Source organism: Cohnella thermotolerans DSM 17683 (assembly GCF_000429825.1).
GTDB lineage: Bacteria > Bacillota > Bacilli > Paenibacillales > Paenibacillaceae > Cohnella > Cohnella thermotolerans.
The window spans coordinates 101231-122296 of the sequence record NZ_AUCP01000001.1; the positions used below are offsets into that span (position 1 = coordinate 101231).

The 21066-nt window shown below is 62.7% G+C and carries 23 protein-coding genes; 1 reads left to right on the plus strand and 22 read right to left on the minus strand.

The features are described 5' to 3' along the window. Positions 1–156 precede the first annotated feature (156 nt). Positions 157–1083: a succinate--CoA ligase subunit alpha gene (gene sucD, locus G485_RS0100480; RefSeq protein ID WP_027090884.1), complete on the minus strand. Its 927-nt coding sequence runs from the start codon at positions 1081–1083 to the stop codon at positions 157–159. 31 nt (positions 1084–1114) lie between these two features. Next, on the minus strand, positions 1115–2275 hold the full coding sequence (gene sucC / locus G485_RS0100485) for an ADP-forming succinate--CoA ligase subunit beta (protein WP_027090885.1): 1161 nt from the start codon (positions 2273–2275) through the stop codon (positions 1115–1117). Positions 2276–2615: 340 nt separating this feature from the next. Here sucC and G485_RS0100490 point away from each other — a divergent pair, with 340 nt between their 5' ends. After that, positions 2616–4151, plus strand: a complete 1536-nt coding sequence (locus G485_RS0100490; protein ID WP_027090886.1) for a YifB family Mg chelatase-like AAA ATPase — start codon at positions 2616–2618, stop codon at positions 4149–4151. Positions 4152–4295: 144 nt separating this feature from the next. Here the strand turns inward: G485_RS0100490 and G485_RS0100495 are convergent, their stop codons facing one another. The 20 genes from G485_RS0100495 to uraH all read right to left on the minus strand — a co-directional run bounded on the left by G485_RS0100495 (position 4296) and on the right by uraH (position 20935). Continuing rightward, a complete protein-coding gene (locus tag G485_RS0100495; protein ID WP_027090887.1) occupies positions 4296–4694 on the minus strand; it encodes a YraN family protein in 399 nt (132 codons plus the stop codon). Between the two features lie 175 nt (positions 4695–4869). Further along, the gene (locus tag G485_RS0100500; protein ID WP_051317921.1) at positions 4870–5217 is read right to left on the minus strand and encodes an EscU/YscU/HrcU family type III secretion system export apparatus switch protein; all 348 of its coding nucleotides are present in this window, start codon (positions 5215–5217) and stop codon (positions 4870–4872) included. Next, on the minus strand, positions 5214–7220 hold the full coding sequence (locus G485_RS0100505; RefSeq protein WP_027090889.1) for a hypothetical protein: 2007 nt from the start codon (positions 7218–7220) through the stop codon (positions 5214–5216). The genes G485_RS0100500 and G485_RS0100505 overlap by 4 nt, the downstream gene beginning before the upstream one ends. 73 nt (positions 7221–7293) lie before the next feature. Further along, positions 7294–8010: a ribonuclease HII gene (locus tag G485_RS24640; RefSeq protein WP_084423036.1), complete on the minus strand. Its 717-nt coding sequence runs from the start codon at positions 8008–8010 to the stop codon at positions 7294–7296. 300 nt (positions 8011–8310) lie between these two features. Further along, complete coding sequence (gene ylqF, locus G485_RS0100515; protein WP_027090890.1) at positions 8311–9177, minus strand: ribosome biogenesis GTPase YlqF; 867 nt, start codon at positions 9175–9177, stop codon at positions 8311–8313. A gap of 52 nt (positions 9178–9229) precedes the next feature. Then, positions 9230–9958, minus strand: a complete 729-nt coding sequence (gene lepB, locus G485_RS24645) for a signal peptidase I (RefSeq protein WP_084423037.1) — start codon at positions 9956–9958, stop codon at positions 9230–9232. Between the two features lie 114 nt (positions 9959–10072). Next, a complete protein-coding gene (gene rplS, locus G485_RS0100525) occupies positions 10073–10414 on the minus strand; it encodes a 50S ribosomal protein L19 (protein WP_027090891.1) in 342 nt (113 codons plus the stop codon). Between the two features lie 276 nt (positions 10415–10690). Further along, positions 10691–11485, minus strand: coding sequence for a tRNA (guanosine(37)-N1)-methyltransferase TrmD (gene trmD, locus G485_RS0100530; RefSeq protein WP_027090892.1), 795 nt, complete (start codon positions 11483–11485; stop codon positions 10691–10693). A 1-nt stretch (position 11486) separates the two neighbouring features. Further along, positions 11487–12008 carry a ribosome maturation factor RimM gene (gene rimM / locus G485_RS0100535; RefSeq protein WP_027090893.1) on the minus strand — a complete coding sequence of 174 codons (522 nt, stop codon included), beginning with the start codon at positions 12006–12008 and terminating at the stop codon, positions 11487–11489. Between the two features lie 113 nt (positions 12009–12121). After that, positions 12122–12355, minus strand: coding sequence for a KH domain-containing protein (locus tag G485_RS0100540; protein WP_027090894.1), 234 nt, complete (start codon positions 12353–12355; stop codon positions 12122–12124). Positions 12356–12383: 28 nt separating this feature from the next. Next, positions 12384–12656 (minus strand): 30S ribosomal protein S16, encoded by a 273-nt coding sequence (gene rpsP / locus G485_RS0100545; RefSeq protein WP_027090895.1) that lies wholly within the window; start codon positions 12654–12656, stop codon positions 12384–12386. 30 nt (positions 12657–12686) lie between these two features. After that, positions 12687–14063, minus strand: a complete 1377-nt coding sequence (gene ffh / locus G485_RS0100550; RefSeq protein ID WP_027090896.1) for a signal recognition particle protein — start codon at positions 14061–14063, stop codon at positions 12687–12689. A gap of 29 nt (positions 14064–14092) precedes the next feature. Next, a complete protein-coding gene (gene ylxM / locus G485_RS0100555) occupies positions 14093–14476 on the minus strand; it encodes a YlxM family DNA-binding protein (protein ID WP_027090897.1) in 384 nt (127 codons plus the stop codon). Positions 14477–14789: 313 nt separating this feature from the next. Next, positions 14790–15419 (minus strand): hypothetical protein, encoded by a 630-nt coding sequence (locus G485_RS0100565; protein WP_027090898.1) that lies wholly within the window; start codon positions 15417–15419, stop codon positions 14790–14792. After that, positions 15386–15604 carry a hypothetical protein gene (locus G485_RS29640; RefSeq protein ID WP_156922031.1) on the minus strand — a complete coding sequence of 73 codons (219 nt, stop codon included), beginning with the start codon at positions 15602–15604 and terminating at the stop codon, positions 15386–15388. Before G485_RS29640 ends, G485_RS0100565 begins: the two co-directional genes overlap by 34 nt. Before the next feature lie 488 nt (positions 15605–16092). After that, positions 16093–16572, minus strand: a complete 480-nt coding sequence (locus G485_RS0100575; protein ID WP_027090899.1) for a hypothetical protein — start codon at positions 16570–16572, stop codon at positions 16093–16095. Between the two features lie 117 nt (positions 16573–16689). Continuing rightward, the gene (locus G485_RS0100580; RefSeq protein WP_027090900.1) at positions 16690–17925 is read right to left on the minus strand and encodes a pyridoxal-phosphate-dependent aminotransferase family protein; all 1236 of its coding nucleotides are present in this window, start codon (positions 17923–17925) and stop codon (positions 16690–16692) included. Continuing rightward, positions 17922–19184, minus strand: coding sequence for an allantoate deiminase (allC, locus tag G485_RS0100585; RefSeq protein ID WP_035154296.1), 1263 nt, complete (start codon positions 19182–19184; stop codon positions 17922–17924). The genes G485_RS0100580 and allC overlap by 4 nt, the downstream gene beginning before the upstream one ends. Beyond that, the gene (locus G485_RS0100590) at positions 19181–20578 is read right to left on the minus strand and encodes an allantoinase (RefSeq protein WP_027090902.1); all 1398 of its coding nucleotides are present in this window, start codon (positions 20576–20578) and stop codon (positions 19181–19183) included. The genes allC and G485_RS0100590 overlap by 4 nt, the downstream gene beginning before the upstream one ends. Positions 20579–20590: 12 nt before the next feature. Beyond that, complete coding sequence (uraH, locus tag G485_RS0100595) at positions 20591–20935, minus strand: hydroxyisourate hydrolase (RefSeq protein ID WP_027090903.1); 345 nt, start codon at positions 20933–20935, stop codon at positions 20591–20593. Between the last annotated feature and the right edge of the window lie 131 nt (positions 20936–21066).

Below are 21066 nucleotides of genomic sequence, written 5' to 3' on the forward strand. Positions count from 1 at the left end.
GCCCCCCGCCATGCGCTCGACAAGACGGTTTTTTCCGCTTGCTGCCCCCTCCATCGGCCAATAACGCAAAAAAGCAGCCCGCCACGCTCCCCCGAGGGAGTGCGGAAGGCTGCTTGCCTATCCGTTATGCAACGGGTTTATTATACACCCGTTCGATCAGCTTTTGCACTTCTCCAGCAAACCGCGCTCTTCAAGCACGCTGACGAGCGTCGAACCCATGTCGGACGGCGTCGGAGCGACGCGGATGCCGCACTCTTCGAGCTTGGCGATCTTCTCGGCCGCCGTTCCCTTGCCGCCGGAGATGATGGCGCCGGCATGGCCCATGCGCTTGCCGGGAGGCGCGGTGGCGCCGCCGATGAAGCCGACGACCGGCTTCGTCATGTTCGCCTTGATCCACTCGGCCGCTTCCTCTTCCGCCGTGCCGCCGATCTCGCCGATCATGATGACCGCGTAAGTATCCGGGTCTTCGTTGAACAGGCGCAGAATGTCGATGAACTCGGAGCCTTTGACCGGGTCGCCGCCGATGCCGACCGCGGACGATTGGCCGATGCCGCGCGTCGTCAGCTGGTGAACGGCTTCGTACGTCAGCGTACCGGAACGCGAAACGACGCCGACGTGGCCTTTCTTGTGAATATAGCCCGGCATAATGCCGATTTTGATCTCTTCCGGCGTAATGACGCCCGGGCAGTTCGGTCCGATCAGGCGGGTTTTCTTGCCTTCCATGTACCGCTTCACCTTGACCATGTCGAGCACCGGAATGCCTTCCGTGATACAGATGACAAGGTCAAGCTCGGCGTCTACCGCTTCCATGATCGAGTCGGCCGCGAACGGAGGCGCGACATAAATGACGGAAGCCGTAGCGCCCGTCGCCGCAACCGCTTCTTTGACCGTGTTGAAAATCGGCAGCGTAACCCTCGTGCCGTTTTCCAGGTCGAAATCGATCGTTTGGCCGCCCTTGCCCGGCGTGACGCCGCCGACCATTTGCGTGCCGTATTCAAGAGCACCCTTGGCGTGGAAAGATCCCGTCGCGCCCGTAATGCCTTGGGTGATCACCTTGGTGTTTTTATCGATCAGAATACTCATGATTTCACACTCCCCGGTTCGTTCTCCCTTGTCATTTCACGAGCGACACGATTTTTTGCGCGCCGTCGGACATCGAATCGGCCGCCACGATATTGAGGCCGGATCCGTTCAAAATTTCTTTGCCCAATTTCACGTTCGTGCCTTCCAGGCGCACGACGAGCGGTTTGTCGAGACCGAGCTCGCGAGCGGCCGCCACAACGCCTTCGGCGATGATGTCGCACTTCATGATCCCGCCGAAAATGTTGACGAAAATCCCCTTGACGTTCTTGTCGCTAAGGATGATCTTGAACGCTTCGGTTACTTTCTCTTTCGTGGCGCCGCCGCCTACGTCGAGGAAGTTCGCGGGCTCGCCGCCGTAATATTTGATAATGTCCATCGTCGCCATCGCCAGACCGGCGCCGTTGACCATACAGCCGATGTTGCCGTCCAGCGCGATGTAAGACAGATCGTATTTGGAAGCTTGAATTTCCTTCTCGTCTTCTTCGTCCAGGTCGCGGAGCTCCACGATGTCCTTGTGGCGGAACAGCGCGTTGGAGTCGAAGTTCAGCTTCGCGTCGAGCGCGATAATGTCGCCGCCGCCGGTGACGACGAGCGGGTTGATCTCGGCGATGGAGCAGTCCTTGTCCACGAATGCCGCGTACAGCGACAGCATGAACTTGATCGCTTTGTTGATCAGCTCGTTCGGGATGTTGATGGCGTAAGCCAAGCGGCGAGCTTGGAACGTCGTCAGGCCGACCGCCGGATCGATCACTTCCTTGACGATCTTCTCCGGGGTGCGGGCCGCCACTTCCTCGATCTCTGTGCCGCCTTCTTCCGAACCCATCAGAACGACGCGGCCGGTGCCGCGGTCGACGACGAGGCCGATGTAATATTCTTTCTTAATGTCGCAGCCTTCTTCGATGAGCAGGCGCTTCACTTCTTTGCCTTCCGGACCCGTCTGGTGGGTGACGAGCACTTTGCCGAGAAGCTCTTCGGCATATTTTCTCACTTCGTCCAGACCTTTGGCTACCTTGACTCCGCCGGCCTTGCCGCGTCCGCCCGCATGAATCTGCGCTTTGACGACGACGACAGGCGTACCGAGCTCCTCCGCCGCTTTGACGGCCTCGTCCACGGTAAACGCGACTTTGCCGTTCGGCACGGAGACGCCGTACTGTCTCAAGACTGCCTTGCCTTGATACTCATGAATATTCATGGCCTAGCATCCTCCCGTTTGCACGCATCGCAAAATTCTCAGTACATGTCCATGTACCTAAACCTTTCCTATTGTATCACCTTTTGAACGCGTCTTCCTCTCTTTTTCATCAAATTTTTAGTCCCAATCGGCAATGATTTCATCTCAACATGAGAATGAATGGAGCGGAATCCATATTAGGAATTCCCATTTTATCGCCGGCCGATGCTGAAATGAACAAGCCGATGTTGACAGCGAACGTCCTTGCGAATTAGACTTAACTTATCTCAAAGGACAAGCGCGGGAAGGAAGCACCTTTCGCCGCCAACGGACACGTTGCGGGAGGAGGGTGTTTTTTGTTATGTATGTGAAAATGCTCGGAGCGACCGTCGTCGGCGTCGAGGGGCGGCTGATCGAGGTGGAAGTGAACCTGTCGTCCGGGCTGCCCCAGATCGCGATCGTCGGGTTGCCGGACCCGGCCGTCCGGGAATCCGTGGAACGGGTGCGAGCCGCCATTCAGAACGGCGGCATGAAGTTTCCGCTCGACCGCATCACGGTCAACCTCGCGCCCGCCGACATGCGCAAGGAAGGCACCGCGTTCGACCTCGCCATCGCCGCGGGCATTCTCGGAGCGAGCGGGCAGCTGCCGGAGCCGCCGCCGGACGGAACGCTGCTCGTCGGAGAGCTGTCGCTCAGCGGCGAAGTGAAGCCCGTTCCCGGCGTTCTGCCGATGGTCGAACGGGCGCGCAAGGAAGGGCTTAAGCGGGTGGTGGTGCCTCGAGCCTGCGTCGCCGAAGCTTCGCTGATCGAAGGGATACAGGTTGTCGGAATCGGGTCGCTCCAGGAGTGGATTCAAGGCGGGGAAGATGCTTATGTCTCGCGGGAGGAAAACGGGGTCCGGACATCGGGCGGATTCCCCGGCTTCGCCCTTAACGGTACGGAACCGGATTTAAGCGACGTCATCGGCCAGCATCACGGCAAGCGCGCCCTTCTTATCGCGGCCGCCGGCATGCACAACGTGCTGTTCGTCGGCCCTCCGGGCACGGGCAAAACGATGCTCTGCCGCCGCCTTCCCTCCCTGCTGCCCCCTCTGGACGACGAGGAAGCGCTCGCCGTCACGAAAATTTACAGCGTCAGCGGCAAGCTTCAGGGCGAGCGCCAAGGTCTGATCCGGGAGCGGCCGTTCCGCTCGCCGCACCATTCGGTATCGGCGGCCGGCCTCATCGGAGGCGGCTCCGTGCCCAAGCCGGGCGAAGCGACCCTGGCGCATCACGGCGTCCTGTTCCTCGACGAGATGCCGGAATTTCCGCGCGCGGCGCTCGAAGCTTTGCGGCAGCCGCTGGAGGAGCGGCAGGTGACGATCGGCCGCGTGCGGGGTGCCGTGAGCTTCCCGGCCCATTTCATGCTGGCGGGTTCCGCCAATCCTTGCCCGTGCGGGTTTTGGGGATCGGAACGGCCCTGCACCTGCTCTACGCTTACCGTCGCGCGGTATCGCGCCCGCATGTCCGGACCGCTCGCCGACCGGATCGACCTGCAGGCGGAGATGCCCCGGCAGGCGGCCCCGGGAGCCGCCGGGCGCGGCATGTCTTCCGCCGAAGGCCGGGCGCTGGTGGCGGAAGCCTGTGAACGCCAACAATTCCGCTACCGGGGCAGCGGAATCCGATGGAACAGCGAATTGTTCGGCAAGCTGCTCGCACAGCACGCGAAGCTGGCCCCGGAAGCCGAAGCGCTGCTGGCGAACGCGTATGCGAGCCTCGGGCTAAGCTTCCGTGCCCACGACCGCATCCTCAAGCTGTCGCGCACGATCGCCGATCTCGCCGGCAGCGACCGCATCACGGAAGAGCATGTCGCGGAAGCGGTGCGTTACCGTTGTCTGGATACGAACGTAACGGGTTAGAGGCGGCGGACGGGGCGCTTTCAAGCCTATTTGCTTGATTGAGAAGCCGCTTCAAAGTTCTCCTGGCTGATCTTCCTCGCCATCCCGAATCGCGCACGATTGTTCTTCCGTCAGGCGTTAACCGCTTCCGTCGAAGCTCGAGCGCTAGAACGCTCCCTTCAGATGCTTCAGCTCGGCGACCTCTCCGAGGCCGTCGAACGTGACGGCGACGACGTCGCATCGGATGGGGCCCGTTCGGACCGGCTTCATGGCGAGATACACCTGGGCGACGCTTCGAACCTGGGCCGTCTTGCGGGGAGTGACCGCTTCCACCGCCGTTCCGAAGCGGGACGGGTTGCGACGCGACCGCACCTCGACGAAAACGAGCGCATCGCCGTCCTGGGCGATCAGGTCGATCTCGCCCGAGCGGCAGCGCCAATTGCGCTCGAGAATGGCATAGCCGAGGTCGAGCAAATGCAGGGCTGCGGCCTCTTCCGCAGCCCTGCCCGTCTCCCGGCGCCGATTCCAATTCGCGGTGCGGCTCTGCGACGATCGCCCTTTCATCTCGCAACCTCCCCCAGTCATTCGTTCCCGTTACCTTCATAAGACGACCCGCCGGCGCGAGCCGCCCCGACGTCAACGCCCTTACATCCGCTTGAGCATGCCGTACAGAGTCGCGCTCCGTCCCTTCCATCGGTCCTCCGGCAAGGATTCCCGCACGCAACTCGTTCGAACGCTGTTAGAAACCCGGCCTGCCGGACAACAGAGCATCGTCCCTCCTCAGGCCGGCCCTTCGGTCGGCGCGATAGACAAAGCTGAGTACCTCCGCCACGAGGCGATACAGCTCCGGAGGAATCTCCTGCTCCAGGTCGAGCTTGGAGAGCACTTCGACCAGCGACGGGTCCTCCTGGATCGGCACGCCATTCTCTTGCGCTCGACGGACGATTTCTTCGGCGAGATGGCCTTTGCCTTTGGCCACGACGACGGGCGCGGATGCGGTCTCCGGATTGTATTTGAGCGCTACCGCCTTGCGCGGCAGCGTGCCGCTGCCGGAATCCCCGGCGGATTCGCGCGAATTCGGATTCATGCCCGGTAGTCGACCCCCTTGTACGGCTTGGCCGCGTACGCGTCAGCGGCCGATCCGATCCGGTCGAGCGGGCCGAGCGAGGCCGTCGGGGCGCTTGAGGCGGCGCCGGCCGTCTCCGCGTCGTTCGCAGGCGCCGGGAAAGGCGCCGTCTTGAGCGAGAGCAGCTGATACCCGGCGGCCCGCAAGCCCGAGACCGCTTCGTCCTTGGCTGCGTCCACCAATTCGGCCACCCAGGGGCGGTCGTTCAGCAGCTTGAGGGAGACGACTTTGTCGACGACATGGACGTCTACGACCGTATCGCCCAAATGGCTCATCCGAAGGTCGAACAGCAGGCGGCAGTTGTCCGCGTCCCATTCGCCCTTGCGGCCTCTACGGGTTTGCACGTGGATCGTCGCCGTCGTATCGCCGTTCGGCCCTTTCATCGGCACGAACAGCGTCATATGGCTCATGAGCGCCATGTTCTGCCGCTCCGAAGAGAGCAGCAGCTGCTGGCCCGTAATTTGCTGGGCCATGCCTTGCGCGGCCTCGCGCAGCGCCGGCGGCAAATCGTCGCTGGACGCCAGGGCGAGCAGCGCGCCCTTCAGCGAATCCCCCGCCCGCGCGGATTCGGCGCCGACGCCATCGCCGGCGTCGGCCGTTCTTCCGCCGTGGGCGGCGGGCTCTCCCGGCAGCTGCATCGCCTGCCGCTCATGCTCCACGCCGAGCCATTGCAGGAAGCGGCCGATCCAGGCCGCTTCCTGCCGCTGCGGCGCGGCGCCAGCGCCTGCGGCGGTGCCGCCGGTGTTCAAGGCGGCGGCGTCCTCCCGGGAAGCGGCGCCGGACGAAGGCGCCGCTTCCCGGGCTCCCGCGGCGGAGGCGCGTTCGCCCGCCGCGTTCGGCGCGGCCGGCGGCGGCGCCGGCGCTTCCGGCGTCGGTTGCGGCGGCAACGCCGACGGCTTCGCCTGAGCCGAGGCTTGGCTGTCCGCCCCCGGCCGAAGCGCCGGCGCTTCGGCCGCGGCGCCCGGCTCGGCTGCAACGCCGCCCGCCGGATACGCCCCCCGTTCGCCAGGTGCGCCCACCGGCCCCCCCAAGCGGGACTTGCCTCCGTCGCTCCCGGGAATGTCCGCCTCCGCTAAGGCGCCGGCCGGCCTGGAGACGCCGGCATCCTTCCCGGCCGGCGCGAACGGCGCCCGGCTCTCTTCGCCGGCAGCCGCCGACTCGTCTCGTCCCGCCGCCATGCGCGCATCCGCCGGCTTCAAGCCTTCGCCGGCGCTCTGCGGTGCCGGCTGCGGCCCCGCCGCCGGCACCGCAGAGCGCGGCGGAGCGGACAGCTGCTCGCCCCCCTGAGCGAGCAGGGCGTTCCCTTGCGCAAGCAGCTGCAGCGCCCGGGCGGCCAGCGCTTTCGTCTGCTCCGACGAATCGCCCGGCCGCTCCAAATACGCGGTCAACTGTGCTTGCAACTGATCGAGCCGCTCGCCGACCGGAGGCCCGTACAACGTCTGACGCAGCGAAGCGATCGTCGTCTCCGTCGGCTCCAGCCCGCGCCGGAACGCCACGCCGGCCGCGTTCATCCACTCCTGCGGATCCGCGCCGGCCGGCAGCGTCTCGGCCGCCTGCCTGAACCACGCCGCCGTCATCTTGTCGATCGGATAACCGTCCCTTTTCAGCCCGCGAAGCAGCTCGAAGCTCCATTTCTGCTCCGGTAGCCCGAACGATTTGACGACGTCTTTCATCGTCTCGTCGGGAGGCAGCTCCGCCGGATCGGCCAGCGCCTTCAGCACGATCTCCCCGCCGGCCGCCGGCTGCTGAACCTGAAGCAGCGTCCCCTTGCCGACGGGAAGCTCCGTGTCCAGCCGGGCCCGCACGTGCACCCCGTTGATTTGGATGACCGCCTCGCCCTCGTCAAGCATTTCGAGCAGCACGCCCCGGACGATTTGGCCGACCTTAAGCTCCAGCGCGCGGGAATCGGCAGGCTGTCCGTCGCCAAGCAGCGCTCTCATGATCGCCCCGACGTTCATGCTCATCGTTGTCGCCTCCGTTCCTTCCGTTTCCCTACCCTATGTATCGGCGAATATCGCTTCAAGCTGCAGATTTCCGCTAAAACAATTGCTGCTGCTCGGCCAATATTCCTTCCAGAAACGTTCTGCGATGCATCGGCGTCGGCCCCATCCGGAGCAGCGCTTCCCGGTGCTCTCTCGTTGCGTAGCCTTTGTTCGCCGCGAGCCCGAAGCCCGGATAAAGCGCGTCCCATACGTCGCGGCACAGCCGGTCGCGCGTCACTTTGGCCACGATCGACGCCGCTCCGATCGACTGGCTTCTGGCGTCGCCCTTGATAATCGGCGTCTGGGGAATGTCCAGGCTCACCGTCTCCGCGTCGATCAGCAAATGCTCGGGCCGAACGGCCAGCGATTCCACCGCCATCTTCATCGCCAGGCGGGAAGCTTGGCGGATGTTGATGCGATCGACGGTCGGGGCGTCCACTCTCGCAACGGACCAGGCTACCGCGTGCTCCAAAATGACGTCGTAAAGCCGCTCCCGCTTTTTCTCGCTGAGCTGCTTGGAATCGTCGATCTCGTCCAGCACGAGACCCGGCGGCAAAATGACCGCAGCCGCCACCACGTCGCCGAACAGGCAACCGCGTCCGACCTCGTCAAGGCCGGCCACCGCCGTCAAGCCTTGCGCCCATAACCCGCCCTCGAATTCAAGACGGTTAACCGGTTCCGCCTCCGTCTGCCGTCCCCGCGTTTTCCGCTTGTTTGTCTCCTTCTCCTTCTCCTGCTCCTGCTCCTGTTCCTTCTTGCTCGTCTTCGCCATATTTGCTCGTCCCTTGCGCCCTTTCCGCACCTTTCGTCCCCTGTCCGCGGACAAAAGGTCCTCAACTCTTTCTTTCATTTTCCCTGTAAAAAGCGGTTTCGGCAACCTGATCCGATAAAAATCTTTCACGGTAGCGTGCAGTAACCCGACATCTGCGGCTTACAGCGCCGCGTCAGGCGCTTCGCGAGCCTACAAACCTGCGGAGAGTTTCTTCATAAACACCCTTCTACAAAAAAATCCGGCGCGGGAACGAGTCGATGGCATCGACCGTTTCCCGCGCCGGAGACGTAAGCGCCAAGCTCAGATAACCGGAGCTTCCAGCGTAATGCGCCCCAGCTTGCCCGAGCGCAAATCCCGCAGCAGCACGCCCGCCGCTTTCGTATAATCGACGTGGCCGCCGCCCGCGAGACAACCCCGGCGGCGCCCGATCTCCTCGAGCACGCCGGCGGCCGCCGCGATGTCCGGCAGCTCCGAAGGCAAATCCGCAAGGCCGTACCTGTCCTTAAGCGTATCGCCGTATTCGGCCGCCAGCCACTGGAGCACGTAGCACGCCACTTCCTCGATCTGGAGCACTTCCTCCTTGATCGCGCCCGTCGCGGCCAGCTTGAAGCCGACCTCCGGGTCCTCAAACTTCGGCCACAGAATGCCCGGCGTGTCCAACAGCTCCAGCTCTCCGCCGGTACGGATCCATTGCTGGCCTTTGGTGACGCCCGGGCGATCCCCGGTTACGGCCGCCGTTCGGCCGGCCAGCTTGTTGATCAGCGTCGACTTGCCCACGTTCGGGATGCCGACGATGAGCGCCCGGGCCGGACGCGGCTTCATGCCTTTGGCAATCTGGCGATCGATCTTCTCCTTCAGCAGCGTCTTCACGCGCCCGCCGATTTCCTTGACGCCCGTGCCGGTGTTCGCATCGATCGCGAGCACCTCGCGGCCGAACGAACGGAACCAGTCGATCCATTTGTTCGTCGTCTCCGCATCGGCCAGATCCGCTTTGTTCAGCAGAATGAGGCGCGGCTTCGGCCCGACAATTTCGTCGATCATCGGATTGCGGCTGGACATCGGCACCCTCGCGTCGAGCAGCTCGAACACGACGTCGATCAGCTTCAGTTTTTCTTCGATTTGGCGTTTGGCCCGCGTCATATGACCCGGAAACCATTGAATCGTCATGACGCTTCCCTCCCGCTCGCCGCGCGGACCCGCAAGCGGTTTGCCGCACTCGTCAGTATCCGCGTCCGATGTAATTGATATCCTTCAGCGGCCAGAAAATCAGCTCGGCACGGCCGACAACCCGGCTCATCGGTATGTATCCGATCATGCGGCTGTCTTTGCTGTTGGAACGGTTGTCGCCCATGACGAACAGCGTCCCTGCCGGCACGGTGCCTTCCGGAAAATCCGTATCGTTGTAGGCTCGGCCTTCCGCGTGCGCCTCGGCGATCGCCTTTTTCAAATAAGGCTCGTCGATCGGCTTGCCGTTGACATAGACGGTGTCTCCTTCAACTTTGACCTTATCGCCGGGCACCGCGATTACCCGCTTGATGAAATCGCGCTTTTCGTCCGGAACGTGGAACACGATCACTTCGCCGGCCTTGGGCTGACGGAAATCGTACAACACTTTGTTGACGATAATCCGTTCCCTGTTCTGGAAGTTCGGCTCCATCGACTCGCCGTCCACGATGAACGGGGAGACGAGCAGCCACCGAATGACGAATACGAGAATGCCTGCGATGACGAGCGCCTTGATCCACTCGGTCAGTTCGTTTCCGGCCTTGGAAGAGGACTTCTTCCGCCTCGGCCCTTCGGGAGGCTGACCCGGACCCGGAAAGGGCGGACTGTCCGTTTCGGAAGTATTCGATGGGGGGATGGAGTTCCTATTGTCCGCATCGACCAGCCTTGCGTATTCGTCTGGGCCGGCCGTATCTGCGCTTTTCCGATCGTGCGATTGATCCATGTCGATTCGCCTCTCTCCTGCTCTTACTCTCCCTCTGGGACGATCCAACGCCTTTTTTCCGGGAAAATGCAAAAAGGAGGACTTGAACACCGCCAAGCCCCCCCTTTGACGCTCTTATCGAATCTCTTTGATACGAGCCGCTTTACCGCGCAGGCCGCGCAGGTAGTACAGCTTCGCACGACGCACTTTGCCGCGGCGAGCCACTTCGATCTTCTCGATGCGTGGCGAATGGACCGGGAATGCGCGTTCGACGCCTACGCCGTACGAAATTTTGCGAACCGTGAACGTTTCGCTGATTCCGCCGCCGCGACGCTTGATGACGACGCCTTCGAACAACTGAACCCGCTCGCGGGAACCCTCGACGACTTTAACGTAAACCTTCAGCGTGTCGCCGGGACGGAAGCTGGGAATGTCTTTGCGAAGTTGGTCTTGCGTGATCGCTTGAATCAAGTTCATTCGAGTCTTCACTCCTCTCCTCACAGACGTTCGTGCCCCGCTCCGCGAATGCGCTCATTCGCCTCATGGCGTGCAGAGGACCGTCCGACTTACGGCCGATGGCACCGCTCGCTTAAACGAACGGGCAAATCGGCGCACACAACACCTGAAATTCTATCATATTCCGTTCCGGAACACAACCGCGATTTGCGGCCAATGCCCAAAATCGGCGCAAGGCTCCGAAGCCGGGTTCGATTCATAAGAGAAAGCGCCGGTGTCCATACAAGCTCAGGCTGCTCAGTCCGGTTCCGGCGCTTCGCCGGACAGGCGGGCCCGCTCCGACGCGAGCCATTGCCGTTCCTTGTCGGAGAGCTCCGCCGACTCGAGCAAGTCCGGCCTTCGGGCGAGCGTTCGCGCCAGCGATTGCGCGCGCCGCCATTTCTCGATCTCGGCGTGATGTCCGGAGAGCAGCATGTCCGGCACCTTCCAGCCGCGGAAAACGGGAGGCCGCGTATAATGCGGATATTCGAGCAGCCCGTCGCTGAACGAATCCCGCACCGCCGATTGCTCGTTGCCGAGGACGCCGGGCAGCAGACGGACGACCGCGTCGATGACGACCATCGCCGGCAGCTCGCCGCCCGTCAGCACGTAATCGCCGATCGACAGCTCGTCCGTCACGAGATGCTCGCGGATGCGCTCGTCATAGCCTTCGTAATGGCCGCAAATGAAGACGAGATGCTCCTCTGCGGCCAGCTCCCGCGCTTTGGCCTGCGTGAACTTCTCGCCCTGCGGACACATGAGCACGACGCGGGCCTTTCCCGTCCCGGACTCCTCGTCCCGGGCCGACTCCTGCTCGCTCGCCTGGCGCACGACATCCTCTACGGCGGCGAAAATCGGCTCCGGCTTGAGCACCATGCCGCCTCCGCCGCCGTACGGCGTGTCGTCGACCGTGTTATGTTTATTATTGGCGTAATCCCGGAAATTGACCGTCGACAGGGAGACGAGGCCTTTGTCGCGGGCTTTGCCGAGGATGCTGCTGCCGAACACGCCATCGAACATTTCCGGGAACAACGTGAGCACGTCGATGCGCATGTTACAGCAGTCCTTCCATCAGGCGCACTTTGACGATCCGTCCGGGCACGTCGACGCCGAGCACGACGTCGTCAATGACAGGGAGCAGCAGCTCCTTGCCCTTCGGCCGTTTGACGACCCAGACGTCGTTCGCGCCGGGGGACAGAACGTCGGTGATTTCGCCCAGCGTCTCGCCTTCGTCCGTTACGACGGAACAGCCCACGATGTCCCGGACGTAATATTCGCCTTCCTCCAGTTCGACGCGGTCTTCGCCGCGCACCTTCAGCATCCAGCCTTTGTACTTTTCCACCTGGTTAATATTGTCGAAGCCCTTGAGCTTCAACACATAAACGTTGCTCTGCTCGCGGGAGCCCGCGACTTCGACCTCGACCGGTTCCCCGGCTTCGGGAGGACAGAGCACGAGACGGCTTCCCCGGCGAAAGCGCACATCCGGAAAATCGGTTTGCGGCCACACCTTCACCTCGCCGCGAATGCCGTGGGTATTGACGATTTTGCCTACGTTCAGCATGCGCTCTTCCGCCATGGAAGTCGCCCCTTTCGCTAGTTTTCCGCCATTACCGCGCGCGGCTAAGCCGCCGCCTGCCGACACGAAGGGCCGGACATGCCTTCTTAGCATACCCGGCCCTTCGGTTGGCATTATTCCGACACGATGTCCACGATGACGCGTTTCCGCTCCTTGACGGCGGCGGAAGCGACGACCGTGCGCAGCGCCTTCGCGATGCGCCCCTGCTTGCCGATGACTTTACCGACATCGCCCGGATGAACGGAAAGCTCGTACACCAGGCCGCGCGCGTCTTCCTTGACCTGAATTCGCACGTCTTCCGGATGATCCACCAAAGCTCGGGCGATAACCCGAATCAGTTGTTCCATGGCTTAGCCCTCCGGGTAATGAGACGTCTTACTTCTGGAGCTTGGATTCGTGGAACTTCTTCAGAACGCCAGCTTTGCTCAGAAGATTGCGGACCGTATCGGACGCTTGCGCGCCGTTTTGCAGCCATTTCAGAGCTTTCTCTTCGTTGATTTGAACTTGAGCCGGTTGAGCGACCGGGTTATAAATGCCGATCTCCTCGATAAAACGGCCGTCACGCGGCGAACGGGAATCGGATACGACCACGCGGTAAAAAGGAGCTTTATGAGCGCCCATACGTTTCAAACGGATACGAACTGCCATTGCTTTCACCTCCTTAACGAAGTTATCGGGTTAGAACGGAAATCTCATGTTCTTGCCGCCGAGCATGCCCTTGAGCGCCTTCATGCCGCCCTTCGGCCCTTTGGGCCCCATCATGCCGGAAAACTGCTTCATCATCTTCTTCATGTCCTCGAACTGCTTGAGCAGCCGGTTCACGTCGGCGACGGTCGTGCCGCTGCCCGCGGCGATCCGCTTGCGCCGATTGTAGTTGATGATGTCGGGCTTCTGCTTCTCGGCCTTCGTCATCGATTTGACGATCGCTTCGGTGCGCGCGATCTGCTTCTCGTCGATCTTGAAGTTCGGATTGCCCTTCAGCTTGTTCATGCCGGGCAGCATGTCGAGCAGCTGATCGAGCGGCCCGAGCTTGCGCATCTGCTCCATCTGTTCGAGGAAATCGTCGAACGTGAACTCGGCGGTGCGCATCTTGCGCTCGAGATCCTTCGCCTTCTCCGCGTCGATGTTCGACTGCGCCTTCTCGATCAGGGAGAGCATGTCGCCCATGCCGAGAATCCGGGATGCCATCCGGTCGGGATGGAACGCCTCCAGCTGGTCGATCTTCTCGCCCGTGGAGGCGAACTTGATCGGGCAGCCGGTCACCGCCTTGACCGACAGCGCGGCGCCGCCGCGGGTGTCGCCGTCCAACTTCGTCAGCACGACCCCCGTCAGCGCGAGCTGCTCGTGAAAGCTCTTCGCGACGTTGACGGCTTCCTGACCGGTCATGGCGTCGACGACGAGCAGCGTCTCGTCGGGCTTGACCGCCTCGTGGATCCGCTTGATCTCGTCCATCAGCGCTTCGTCGATCTGCAAGCGGCCGGCGGTGTCGATCAGCACGTAATCGTTGCCCTGCTCCTTCGCCAGCTGGACGCCCTGCTTCGCGATCTCGACCGGGCTTACCTGGTCTCCCAGCGTGAACACGGGCACGCCGATCTGGCCCCCGAGCACTTCCAGCTGCTTGATCGCGGCAGGACGGTAAATGTCGCCGGCCACCATCAGCGGCTTATGGTTCTGCGTTTGAAGCAGCTTCGCCAGCTTGCCGGTGAGCGTCGTCTTGCCGGCGCCCTGCAGGCCGGCCATCAGAACGACCGTCGGCGGACGGTTCGACTTCGCCAGCTTCGCCTGCGTGCCGCCCATCAGCTCGATCAGTTCCTTGTGAACGATGTCGACGACGACCATGCCCGGCGTGAAGCTCTTCTGCACTTCCGCGCCGACGGCTTTCTCCTTGACCTTGGCGATAAAATCCTTGACAACCTTGAAGTTGACGTCGGCTTCGAGCAAAGCCAACCGGACCTCGCGCATCGCTTCGTTGACGTCGTCCTCCGACAGCTTGCCTTTGCCTCTCAGCTTGCCGAACACATTCTGCAGCCGTGTCGTCAATCCTTCGAACGCCATAACCGTTCCCTCCTTTCGTTCGGCTAACGCTAGTTGCCCGCGGCGCCTTCCGGGGTGTACCCGGCTTCCGCCCCGCGGATCAAATCCGCCGTGCTGCGCAGCTTCTCCCGCCAAGGATCGGGCAGCTCCCCGATCTGTTGTTCGAGCCGCATGAGCCCGGCCCGCAGCCGTTCGTGCCGCGCCGCAAGGCCGAGTTTCTTCTCGTAGTCTTCCAATATCTGTTCCGAGCGCTTCAGGTGTTCGTAAACCGCTTGCCGGCTGATGTCGAAATCGTCGGCAATCTCGCTCAAGGAATAATCGTCGTGGTAGTAACACTTCAGGAACATCTGCTGCTTCTCCGTCAGGAGAGACCCGTAAAAATCGAACAAAACGTTGATCCGATTCGTCTTCTCCAGCGCGTTCTCCCCATGCACAAAGGTTCACTCCTTCGCCTATGTCAAGGAAAACCACTTAACAGCCAAACTACGTTCCTTATGTTACGCAACATCGGGGCGGATGTCAAGGGATTTGCCTTAACAGTTTGGAGCCGGTCATGCGGCGCCTGCGCCAGCTTCGCAAACGCCTGATCGAAGGGCGGAGTGGACACTCAAGACCGGGGTCGGTCTTCCGGCACGGCTATCCACCCGACATAGGCTTCATCTGCGCGGTCGATCGGGGTGAAGAGGACGACGATCTTCCCGGACGACGGCGTCCACTCGTATGGGGAGATCCGGAAGTAATCTTGCATCAGCGCGGCCGGCCCGGTTCCGTCGGCTTTCGCCAGAACGAGCCTGGCCCCGCGAACGGCATCGCCTGCGCTCTCTCCGATCGCGCCGAGCTGATAAGCCAGCCGGGTCCCGTCCGGGGAGAACCGGAACCGTCGGGTCCGACGCGCCCCCCTTGAGACGCCGCCAAGTAGTAAAGAGCTGCGCCATCTCCCGGCTCCTGCGAAAAGTTCGGATTTTTTCGCGTGGCTTCGTCAAGTCCGTCCGGCCAAGGCACCACAGACAGCTTCGCGCCCGTGTCCGAGCAGAACGTCAGCTTGCCTTGTTCACTTATCAGGAGCTGCCTGGCGAACGGATTGTAAGCGTACCTGGCGTAATCGACATCGTCCGTCGACAAGATTTGCTTCTCTTGTCCGGCTTCCAGATCGACGACTTGGAGGCCGAAAACGTCGTCGAAGCCGTTCTTCGCCAGCAGGGTCCGCCCGGGCGTCATCCATTCGATCGCGCCCCAGAAGCCGCGCTCGAAGGGCAGGTCCTCGGACTTCCGGCCGGCCAGTTCGTATTTGGCGAGCCCGTATTTCGGGCCCGCTCCGTCGCCGAGCCGCTCCCCCGTATCCTTCAAATAAATAAAGCCGGAGCTGTCCGGAAGCACAGCGGCTGCGCGTCCCCTTTCCCCCTCGTCCACTGCTCGCGTGTCCCGGTCGCCGCATCGGCGCCCCAGATGCCGCCGCTCTCTTCCCCATAAGAGGCGATCCATGCTCCGTCGGGGCTCGTGCTCCGATAATCCGGAGAATCGCCCGCACCGGCGGAATCGCCGTCGGTTTGCCAATCCGACAACTCTCCCCTCGCCAGATCCAGACGGACCGTTTTGGCTTGATTGTTCGCTTCATTCCGAGGATGCCGGCTCCGGCTTGTCCGAGGACGGCAACTCGGCATTTCGGCAAGATGTCAGGGCGGCGGACACGATAAGCGCGATCGCGAGCGGAACGGCTCGTTTGAACACGGTCATGCTCCTTTTCTTGGAAAATCGCATCAGCATGGAATTTTATCGCCCATTTAGACGGAATCCGGCCGAACAATGTTTCGCGACGGACTTCGGCGAGCCCATTTTTATTGCGAAACTGGAAAAACCGTTGCTTCGAGCGACAATTCGGGGACCGCGTAAAGGTTAAAACGACGGCGTTCGACAACGCCGTAAACTTTGCCACGGCGATCGCCCCAACCAGATCGACTTCGGCCAAGCACCATTCGACGACGCTTGACCTTTTGGGACAGCCCCAGTTCTCCGCAAAGCTCCATCGGCGCGTGGGTCTGTCCCAGAAGGTCTAAATCAACGTCTGGGACAGACCACTGCTCGTTTCCGCCGAACGCCGGCTAAAGAGGCTCAAAATTTGAGCTACATTCGCCCATTCCGCCGAACGCCGGCCAAAGAAGTTCAAAATCTGAGCTACATTCGCCCTTTCCGCTGAACGCCGGCCAAAGAAGTTCAAAATCTGAGCTACATTCGCCCTTTCCGCCGAACGCCGGCCAAAGAGGCTCGAAATTTGAGCTACATTCGATAAGTCATGAAAATGACTGAGGGCTAGCCCCCTTTCCTCCTGAAGAAAGCGGTGGTTGTGGAAAACAAGGCAAGCAAAAAGGCGGGATAAACGTTCTTCTCCCCGCTTATTCCTGGCTTCAAGAAGCTGACTCTCGGTAGATTTATCTACTTTTGGGACAGCCCCGCCGTTGCACGCGAGATCGCGAAGTGAGGAACTCGCTTCCTCTCTTGGGAAGATGCGGGCCGGTATGCGGCGGAAGTCCATGCTTCGGGCTGTCTCCATTTCGTCAATTGTGCGGAAAATGGCAACTCAATTTAAAAAGAAGCTCTCTCCTGCGCGAGTCGATCGCACAAGAGACAGCCTCTTTTCCACGTCGGTCTCTTACTTGGCCCCGGCGTACACGTCCAGAGCCGCCTGAAGCGCCGCCCCGGCGGGAAGCTTCACACCGTGGCGCAGCAGCACGGCCTCGAACGCCCCGAGGAAATGCAGGACGTTTTTGCGGCTGCAGCTGTAGCCCATTGTGCCGATCCGCCAGATTTTACCTTTCAGCGGCCCGAAGGAGCTGGCGATCTCGATGCCGAACACGTCCAGCAGCATCGCGCGCACGGACTCCCCGTCGACGCCCTCGGGAATATTGACACAGGTGACGACGGTCAGCTTGCACGCAGGGTCGCCGTAGAACGAGACGCCCATCGCGCGGAGTCCGGCCATGAGCGCGGACTCGTGCAGGCGATGGCGGGCGAACCTGGCTTCCAGCCCTTCCGCGAGCACGATGCGCAGCCCTTCGCGCAGCCCGTACAGCATCGACGTCATCTCGGTGTGATGGTTCAGGCGGGCCGGGCTCCAATAATCCTGGAGCTGCGCCAGGTCGAGATAGTTGCTTTGGATCGGCCGCCGCTGCGCTTCCGGCGCCGCGTAATCCGGACCGCGCAAGCCGCGCTCGACTCTTTTGCGGGACAGCACCTTGCGCTCGGCCCGTTCGTTGTATGTGATCGGGGACATGCCGGACGGAACGGACAGGCACTTCTGCGTCCCGCCGATGACGGCGTCCAGATGCCACGCGTCCGTCTCGACCGGAACGCCTCCGATTGTCGCGACCGCGTCGACGACGAGCAGAACGTCCAACTCGCGGCACACCCGGCCGACCTCTTCGAGCGGCTGCACCCGGCCGGTCGACGTCTCGCCGTGGACGAGGGCGACGATGTCCGGCTTGGTCCGCCTGATGGCCGCGATAATTTCTTCCGGATCGAACACCGTTCCCCATTCCTTCTCGATCGTCGTCACTTCGGCCCCGCAGCGCTCGGCGATCTCGTGCAGCAGATGGCCGAATCTTCCGTAGATCGGAACGAGCACGCGGTCGCCCGGCTCGATCAAACTGTTCAGAACGGCTTCGAGGCCGGAGCGGGAAGTGCCGTCCACCGGGTAAGCCCAGCGATTGTCCGTCCGGAAGACGGCGCGGAGCATCTCCATCGTGTCGTTCATAAGCGCGGTAAATTCGGGATCGAACTGCCCGAGAATCGGATAGGACAAAGCCCTGAGCACGCGAGGATCCACCTCGACGGGACCGGGCGTCAAAATCGTGCGCGGCGACGGCGACAGTTCGGCGTATGTTTTCATATCCTTTGCTCCTCGTAAGCCAATTCGTATAGCATGGAAGCCAGCACCGACACGCCGTCGGCCAGCATCCTCGGTTCGGTAAATTCATGGGGAGAATGGCTGATGCCCGCCTTGCTCGGCACGAAGATCATCGCCGTCGGACAGACGGCCGCGAGCAGTTGGGCGTCGTGCCCCGCTCCGCTTACCATCCGCCGGTACGGCAAAATCAATTGCTGGCAGATCCGCTCCGTGGCGCGGGTCAACGACGGATTCATCGGCACCGGCTTCGTCGACAGCCACGGCGTGATGCGATGCTTCAGCCGCCGGCGGACGGCGATCCGCTCGATCTCCGATAACGCCAGCTCGCTGAAGGCGTTCAGCCGCCACTCGTCCGCATGGCGAATGTCCAGCGAAAAATCGACCGTTCCCGCGATGACGTTGGGCGTATTGGGCTGCGCTTCGATTTTGCCGACGGTGGCGACGAGCGGCTCGCCCCATTGGGACGCCAGCGCTTCGAGGCGCACGATGCATTCCGCTGCGCCCGCGGCCGCATCCTGCCGCATCGTCATCGGCGTCGTCCCGGCATGGTTGGCGGCTCCCTCAAGCGTGATTGCGTACCGCCGCTGGCCGACGATCGTCTCGACGACGCCGATCCGCTTCTCCATCCTCTCCAGCACCATGCCCTGCTCGATGTGCAGCTCGACGAACGCGGCCAGATCGGTGCGCCGGCATTCGGCAAGATCGTCGCGTCCGAACCCGCAGTCTTGCATCGCTTCCCGCAGCGGCACGCCCTCCTCGTCGGCCCTATCGCCATCTTTCCGCCAGTCGTAGACGCCGGTGGCGTTGCCGGAACCCCAATAGGCGAGGGGAAAACGGCTGCCTTCCTCCTCGCAGAAGGAGACGACTTCCAGCGTCCGGCGGGGAGAGCCGTGCATTTTCTTCAGGAATGCGACAGCGGCGAGACCGGCGACGATGCCGTAAGCGCCGTCATATTTGCCGGCCGAGCGGACCGTGTCGATATGCGAGCCGGTCAGCACGACGCCGGCGTCCGGATTCGTGCCGGGCAGACGGCCGTACAAATTGCCCACGGCGTCGAAGCGCGTCTCGAGTCCCGCCTCGGCCATTTTATCCGCCAGAAAGCGTTGGGCTTTCGACCAGGCCGGCGTGTACAGCAACCGGGTCACCCCGGGCTCCGCACCATCGGAAAAAGCCGCCAGCTCGTCGAGCAGCCGGGTCAGCTCGCCAATCATTTCGTTCGTTTCGGGCAAATTCGAGATCATATCGTCACTCTCCCCTTGAACGCCGAACGAATCGGGACGCCGCTATTCGGAAGCAGGATGCCGCGAGCCGATTCGTATACGGTACGGCCGCGGACCAGGGTCGCGGCGACCCGGCAGGAGAACGTCCGGCCGACGTACGGGCTGATTTTGTGGCGCTGGTACAAATCGTCCTTCGTCAACGTATAGGAAGCGTTCGGATCGACGATGGCCAGATCGGCGTCGAAGCCTACGGCGATCTCCCCTTTGCGGGGATAAAGCCCGAACCGCTTCGCGGGCTTCGCCGACAGCATCGCCGACAGCTCCGGCAGCGGAATGCCCCTCGCCACGTGGCCTTCGTGCAGCATCAGTTCCAGGCTGCTCTGCGCGCCGGCGATGCCGCCCCACGCTTCCGCGAACGTCTTGCCGGGCGCGTTCTTCAGCTCTTCCGGGCACGGCGAATGGTCCGACGCGATCACGTCGATCCGGCCTTCCGCGAGCAGCTCCCACATCCGTTCGATCCTCGCCTCGTCGCGAAGCGGCGGCGCGCACTTGGCGACCGGGCCGAGCCGCTCCATGTCGAGCTCGGACAGCGCCAAATAATGCGGGCACGTCTCGACCGTCACGTCCAGCCCCCGTCGCTTCGCCCGGTCGATCAGCTCCACCCCTTCGGGGCTGCTGATGTGCACGAAATGCAGCCGGCAGCCGGTCTGCTCCGCAAACAGCAGCGCGCGGTTCACCGCCTCCAGCTCGGCGATGACGGGACGGGTCGCGGCGAAATCCAGCGCTCCCGTCCTGCCGGCGCGCGCCGCCTCGTCCGCCAGCTTCGAGGTGATCGCGTCGCTCTCCGCGTGCAGCGCCAGCAAGCCTCCGAAGGAAGCGATCCGCTTCATCCCTTCGAGCAGCGTCCAGTCGTCCACCTCGCGGAACCGTTCCTCCCCGTCGCCGCCCGGGTTCGAGAGGAACGCCTTGAACGCGAGCACGCCTTCGGCGGCCAGCGGCTCCAGGTCGTCCAGATGGCCCGGCACGAGTCCGCCCCAGAACGCGTAATCGACGGCCGAACTGCCGGCGGCCAGCTCTTCCTTCATTCGCAGAGCCGGTACGTTCACCGTCGGCGGCAGCCCGTTGAGCGGCATGTCGACGTAGCTCGTGCAGCCGCCGGCCGCAAGCGCGGCCGAGCCGGTCGCGAAGCCTTCCCAATGCCCCATGTTCGGCTCATTGAAATGAACGTGAACGTCCACCATGCCGGGCAGAACCCATAACCCACGCGCGTCCGTCTCGGGCGTTCCGTCCTCCGCCTCCAGGCGGTCCGACAGCGCCGCGATGCGGCCGTCGCGAATGCCGATATCCATCACCCGCACTTCCCCGGGGAGCACCGTCTGCCCTCCCCGGACGATGCGATCGAAGCGTTCGCCCATCGTTAGTCCCCCTTAACTTCCGCGATAGGTGCTGTAGCCTCCCGGCGCAACCAGCAGCGGCACGTGATAATGGGACTCCGGCTCGGCCAGATGGAACCGCACCGGCACCCATTCGAGGAACGCGATGTGCGCGCTTCCCCGGTAATAATCGCCGACGTCGAACAGCAGCTCGTAGCTGCCGGCCATCATGGCTTCGCCCGCCAGCAGCGGCTCGTCGAGCCGGCCGTCTTCGTTCGTGTACGCTTCCTTCAGCAGCTCCCTGCCGTCTTCGGCCAGCCGCCAAAGCTGCACGCGCATGCCGGCGGCAGGCGTTCCGAGCGACACGTCCAGCACGTGCGTCGTCAGGCGCCCGCTCATGGCCGCCCCTCCCGAGCCGGCCGCGCCGGCTTCGCTTCGCTCCCGCGACCCGCCCGATTTTCCAGGCTGTATACGAATTTCCGTCCGCCTTCGAGTTTCGGCATGCCGGGATCCTCCCACCGCTTTATCGT